This is a genomic window from Methylobacterium sp. J-026 (assembly GCF_022829585.1).
In the GTDB taxonomy this organism is placed as follows: domain Bacteria; phylum Pseudomonadota; class Alphaproteobacteria; order Rhizobiales; family Beijerinckiaceae; genus Methylobacterium.
In genome coordinates this window covers 1-6,238 of the sequence record NZ_JAKSYC010000133.1, presented here as the reverse complement: position 1 = coordinate 6,238, position 6,238 = coordinate 1, and the positions used below count along the sequence as shown (strand labels likewise).

6 protein-coding genes are annotated in these 6,238 nt (G+C 63.0%); all 6 read left to right on the top strand.

Going from position 1 to position 6,238, the window contains the following annotated elements:
- The first annotated feature begins 97 nt into the window (after positions 1-97).
- Positions 98-1,111, top strand: a complete 1,014-nt coding sequence (locus MKK69_RS12945) for an NAD-dependent epimerase/dehydratase family protein (RefSeq protein ID WP_243968308.1) — start codon at positions 98-100, stop codon at positions 1,109-1,111.
- A complete protein-coding gene (locus MKK69_RS12940) occupies positions 1,108-2,238 on the top strand; it encodes a DegT/DnrJ/EryC1/StrS family aminotransferase (RefSeq protein ID WP_243968306.1) in 1,131 nt (376 codons plus the stop codon). Before MKK69_RS12945 ends, MKK69_RS12940 begins: the two co-directional genes overlap by 4 nt.
- A 179-nt stretch (positions 2,239-2,417) precedes the next feature.
- Positions 2,418-3,386: an alginate O-acetyltransferase AlgX-related protein gene (locus MKK69_RS12935; RefSeq protein WP_243968305.1), complete on the top strand. Its 969-nt coding sequence runs from the start codon at positions 2,418-2,420 to the stop codon at positions 3,384-3,386.
- Positions 3,387-3,711: 325 nt separating this feature from the next.
- On the top strand, positions 3,712-4,431 hold the full coding sequence (locus tag MKK69_RS12930) for a hypothetical protein (protein ID WP_243968304.1): 720 nt from the start codon (positions 3,712-3,714) through the stop codon (positions 4,429-4,431).
- 329 nt (positions 4,432-4,760) lie between these two features.
- On the top strand, positions 4,761-5,804 hold the full coding sequence (locus MKK69_RS12925; RefSeq protein WP_243968298.1) for a hypothetical protein: 1,044 nt from the start codon (positions 4,761-4,763) through the stop codon (positions 5,802-5,804).
- Positions 5,805-6,081: 277 nt separating this feature from the next.
- Positions 6,082-6,238, top strand: a 157-nt coding sequence (locus tag MKK69_RS12920; protein ID WP_243968309.1) for an NAD-dependent epimerase/dehydratase family protein, incomplete at its 3' end; no start/stop codon positions are given.

Sequence of the window (6,238 nt, the reverse complement as noted above, 5' to 3'; positions counted from 1 at the left end):
GCGTGCTGGGAGAACGGGATCCACCCGGAGTCGGGTCGAAACCCTTATCAGGTGCATATGCGTCCGTCCCGGCTGCATGGCCCTCGGAACCTCCACTATGACGAGTTTGCCTCCGCCGCAGCCCCTGGATTGGACCGGACGGCGCGTGCTGATCACCGGCGGGGTCGGGTTCGTCGGATCGAACCTCGCCCGCCGGCTCGTCGATGCGGGCGCGCAGGTCACCTGTTTCGACGCGTTCGTGCCCAACGACGGGGCGGAGCTGTTCAACCTCGACGGTTACCTCGATCGTCTGCGCGTCGTGCGCGGCGACGTGCGCGATACCCCCGCCATCACCGCTGCGCTCGAGGGACAGGAGGTCCTGTTCAACCTCGCGGCGCAGACCTCCCACGTGGAATCGATGCGCGATCCGCGCACCGACATCGAGATCAACGCCCTCGCGCAGCTCGCCATCGTGGAAGCCTGCCGGAGCGTGGCCCCGCGGATCCGCACGGTCCATGCCTCGACGCGCCAGGTCTACGGCCGCCCCGGCAAGATTCCGGTCGACGAGTCCCACCCGCTGGCGCCCCCGGACGTCAACGCCATCAACAAGATCTCCGGCGAGTTCTATCATCTGCTCTATGGCCGGATCTACGGATCACGGCCGACGGTGCTCCGGCTGACCAACATCTACGGCCCGCGCATGCGCGTGCGAGACGCCCGGCAGATGTTCTTCGGCTGGTGGATCGCCCAAGCGCTCTCGGGGGTTCCGTTCGAAGTGTGGGGGGGACACCAGATCCGGGAACTCGCCTTCGTCGAGAACGTCGTCGACGCGCTGATCGCGGCCGTCGCGGAACCGGCGATCGGGCAGATCTACAACGTCGGCGGCGAGATCAGGCTTTCGCTGAGGGACCTCGCCGGGCGCCTCGTCGCTGCGACGCCCGGGGCCGCCTTCGCCATCAAGGACTTCCCCGCCGACCGCAGCCTGATCGATGTCGGTGATTACAGCGCCGACGACACCGCCTTCCGGGCGGCGACCGGATGGGCGCCCCGCCTGTCCTTCGAGGACGGGCTCCGTCAGACCCTCGAGTTCTACCACGCGCATCGGCGCCCCTATCTGGAACCTCTCCGATGAGCCAGTCGCAACCCATTCCCCAGACCGACCCGCGTGCCGGCTACCTCCGGCGCAAGGCCGAGATCGACGCGGCCGTGACGCGGGTCCTGTCGGGGGGACAATATATCCTCGGATCCGAGATGGAGGCGTTCGAGGCGGAATTCGCCGCGTGGACCGAGGCCGAGCAGGCGATTGCGGTCGGCAACGGCACGGACGGATTGGTGATCGGCCTACTCGCCCTCGGCGTGCAACCGGGGGATCGTGTGATCACGGTCTCGCACACGGCGGTGGCGACGGTCTCGGCGATCGAGATGATCGGTGCCGTACCCGTCTTGGTCGATACCGATGCCTGCTACGGCATGGATCCGTCCGGGCTCAGTCACGTCCTCGACGCGTGCCTCCGCGAGGGCCGGCGCGTCGGTGCGGTCATCCCCGTCCACCTGTACGGTCAGGCGGCGGATCTGGAGCCGATCTGCGCAACCGCCGCCCGTGCAGCCGTCCCGGTCCTCGAAGATTGCTCGCAGGCGCACGGCGCGACCCTCGGGGGCAGACAGGTCGGCCGTTACGGTCAGGCCGCCGTCTACAGCTTCTATCCCACCAAGAACCTCGGCGGTTATGGCGACGGGGGCATGATCACCACGGATGTCGCGGCGCTCGCTGACGAGTGCCGTGCCTGTCGCCAGTACGGCTGGCGCGAGCGGTTCGTCAGCGCCAGTGCCGGCCGGAATTCTCGGCTCGACGAGATGCAGGCGGCGATCCTGCGCGTGAAGCTCGCGTCCCTGTCCGAGGACAATGCGCGGCGCGGCGCCATTGCGGCGCTCTACGATCAGGGCTTGGCCACCGCTCCGATCGAGCGTCCGCAACGCCGCGCACAGGCGGGTCATGTCTTCCATCAGTACGTGATACGCGCCGAGGGACGGGACGATCTCAAGGCACGGCTGGCCGAACGCGGTATCGGGACCGGTCTGCATTACCCCGTCCCGGTTCATCTCCAACCTGCCTATGCCGGACGCATCGCGCTCGCCGACGGCGAACTCCCGAACACCGAGGCCAGCGCGCGGGTCATCCTGTCGCTGCCGATGTATCCCGAGCTGACGGACACCGACGTCGAACGCGTGATCGCAGCGATCTCCGCATCGATGTCGTGACAGCCCCAAACGGCACGCCCGCTCGGCCGTCGCGCCGAGCGGGCGTGCACCGATGATCGGGACGGCTCCGTGACGGCTGGGCGGTCACTGGCGTCGGGGCGCCGGATCCGGTGCACGGAACGCCTCGACCGGACATGCCCCGACGGACCCGTGATCCGCTCGGAAACCTGGAAGCCCTCATGGCCGCGATCGAGGAAATCCATACTGGAAAAGATGATTTCCTATTCTTGCTGCAGGGAACGAACAACGTCAGTTCCCAATATGTCAGATCTCCCGAGTCGCAATTCTTCCTGATCCATTGGCGCTTGGTTATCTCTGAACGGGAGCGCCGCCTCCGCAGCTTGGGCATACCCTATAAACATGTCTTGATGCCCGAGAAAATTACAATATACGATAATCTTCTGATCGATTTCGAGATAGAATGGCGTCTTTCGCCAGCATTTAGACTATATCATGAAGATGAATATTATAAAAAATTCCCCCTCCGCCGCCTCCGCGTGAACCGTTATCTGCAGCGCCGCGCCCGCTGGCGTGCCACGATGATCGATCTGATCGGGCCGATGCGGCGCCGGAGGGACGAGCAAGACTTATTCTATCGCACCGACAGCCACTTGTCGTTTGCCGGGCGGCTGGTGGCCTATCGCGAGATCTGCCGCGCGATCGGTGCAAAGCCCGTCCGCGATTTCTGGGAGCGACCGACGAGTTATCACCCCGGTTGGGCCGGGGATTTGGGCATGCCCTTCGTTCCGCCCCGCTATGAAGGGACCACGCTGCATCACGTTCAGCGCGATGCCGTACGCGTGTATGCCAGTCCGATCGTTGAAGACATGGAACGACATGGGCTGGAAGGATCGCTCCACACGGGCGCCCACGTTATTTATCAGAATGCGCGCGCACCGGACCCCCGACGCGTGGTCCTGTTCGGCGACAGTTACGCCAACTTCATGCCGATCGGCCTCACTATTCTGCTGGCCGAGACGTTCCGTGAATTGCACTTCATCTGGAGCACCCAGCTCGATTACGGCTATATCGCGCGCGTGCGCCCCGATCTCGTGCTGGCGGAAATGTCGGAACGCTTCGTGTTCCGGCCCGCGGATGATCAATGGGATCTGGAGCTTTACGCACGACAACGCTACGGATCGCGCTGACCGTCGCCCCGCCAGATTGACAGATCGGCAGCGTCGCTGCCAGCCAAGCCACCGCCTCCGTGATCCGCAGGCCGTGCCGCGGTCAGACCTGTGGGCCGGATCGAGCCTTCGCCGTCCCGGCTACAACCCTCGCGCCGCCGCTCATTTGCGCGTATAGATCTCACCGAGCACAAGATGGGAAGATCCGACGCCGAAGGAAACCCCGGCGTAGGATAAAGGTCTTAATACCCGTTTCGGAGAAGCATACGGCCCTGTCAGAAGCTGGGCGCGCCGAATCAAAGCGCGTCACATAAATCGAGTCCACGAAGCTTCAATTGGTGCTATCATGCTGGAATTACTTCGCAGCGACATTTTTTTCAAAGATGAACTTGACCATCCTGCGAGTGGATACGCCAAATGGTTTCAGCGCATCCACACGATGCGACTGTGCGCATCATACCATGATCGCAAAAATTTCTGCGAAGTCGGCGCCAACGATTATCTTGAAATATTAAAGCAATTTCCTGGAGACAAGTACATCATCGATCCCTACGACGGACTCGAAGGAATGGGTGCCGCGATTCTTCCCCCCGACATTCCAGACCGGTGCGAAGTTTTCCGATGCGCGTTGGGGGTCGATAGCGGCGACATCCCCGGAGACCTGTTCGACTACGTTATCACGGTGTCCGTGATAAAGCATATTGGGCAGTCTGAAACGAACTTTGATTGCGAGCCTTTGGATTATCGGCCAAAGGAGCAGGAAGAGCCCCGCGACGCTTTTTGCAATGAATTGTTTCGGGTCATGCGGCCCGGCGGCGTGACGATACACAGCATCGACCACGCACCGCACAATCGAAGCTATCTTAAAAACTTTACGGATGCCGGCTTTGAACTGCTCCGAAACGACGAGCTGCCAAGCGTTGACGAATGCTTGCACGACCTGTCCGCGGTGCGCCAGCGCCATGATTGGCTTGATCCCGCAATCCCGATGCCCGTCGAGGAGATGCGGCTGCACAGCGTTCTGACGATGGGCTTCGTCAAGCCTCAGACAGAGCGGCCGGCATAAATCTCCCGCACAACGGTCTTCGGCCTCTGAGGCTGTTGAGCCGCGTGAGCAAAATTTCAACCCGAGACACGCCGATCAGCGCCGTGCGTGGTGCGCTTAGCAAACGCATCCTCTGATCAGCAGCATAGATATGTGGTCATAAAAAATCGGGTTCATGGACCCGCACCGAAGTGATTTCCACCGACGCGGCAACGGCTTCGGCGCAGCGCGCGTGTTTACAATTCGGCCTGAGAGCTCCCCCCTCGCAACTGGAACCCAAAGTAGCTATAGGACCACGCCCGCACATCATCCAAAGTCGCCCGCGACGCAGAAATGATTAGAGTCTGACCGTGCGCTTCTTCATCGATCACGATGACGGCCATTCGATCCGTGGCTGGATCGTGCCGGATAATCAGCTTGCGACCAGCCATGTGGTCGTGTCCGTCGAGGGGCGCCGCGTTGCCACGGTCGCGGCGAGCCTGACCGATCCAACGTTCAAGAACAACGGTTGGCACGCGACGGGTCAATGCATCTTCGTCGTGACCGAAGCCGACGTACCGGGTCTCTCCGGTCTGGAGCGGCTGGAATTGTACGATGCAGACACCAACGTGCTGGTGCATCGGCGGGTCCCCATGGACAGCCTGCTCCAGATGCGCATGTGCCTGATCAACACCGGGATCGATCCTGAGACGGTGCTTCAGAGTGCCCTCTTCCCCCATTTCGAGCGCAGCTATTTCGGCCTGCACCGAATGTCGGACGAGATCCTGACCAGCCTCTTCTTGAATGCGGCGCGGTCGGTGCTCCTGTCGGGTGCCGTGGTGATCCCCCGGTACGAGAATTTCATGACGCCGGACCTGATGCTCACGGCACTCTTGGTGCAGGATCCCTATATTGAGATGGCGACGCGCCTGCATTGGTTGAAGGCGCGCGCCGCCGATGCAGCCGACCCTGCGCGCGGGTGGCGTCTCGCTGGGCTCGCCGAGGCCGCGGCCTTCACGAACGATTACGACCTCACGGATTTGAAGAGCCTCAAGCGCTTCTTCCGCATGCTGCCGGAATCGGCCTACCGGCTGCTCTACAATCCGCTGACCCGCCAGCTCGGAACCCGTATGCCGGAGGACCGGCTGCATCCGGGCAATTCGATCGCGGCGATCGAGGTCCTGTCGCGGGTCGGCATCGTCGGGCACAAGGCGCGCTTCGGGGCTTTCGCCCGGACCCTCTTCGATCAGCTCGGCCTCGACGTACCGCTCCCGGAGATCCCCGAGCCGTCCGCCGCCGTGCGTGACCTGGCTCAGCATCTACGTGCCATTCGGACCGTGGAAGAAATGCTCATCTTCGACGTCGCCATATCAGACGCCATCAAAGATATCGTCGATAAACATTGGGGCTCCTGACGGGGGCCCGATCGGCGGCGGCACTCCCTGTCGATCCCGTCCACTCGGACACACGACTCGAGATCTTGAAACGGGCCGCTCCGAACCCTTCAACGCAACACTGCCGTGAGGGCTTGGCGCGAACGGATGGTCGCCCAGCCAGTATCACCCGCAACGGGCTGAGCGGGTTCGGCCCGATACTCTGGCCCGTCGACCCCGGCAACCCCTGGCCATCTTTTCGCCGTCAGCCTCACGCTTTTTGTGCCGTTTCCAGAAATGTTCGCAAGGAATGGATGGGATGGCGACCGGCAGCGCTGGAACGGTCTTCGTGGCGGGCCACCGGGGCATGGTGGGCTCGGCGATCGTGCGCCGCCTGCGGGAGCGGGAGCGCGCGCAGATCCTGACGGCCGACCGGCAGGCCCTCGACCTGCTCGACCAGGCCGCGGTCCGGCGCT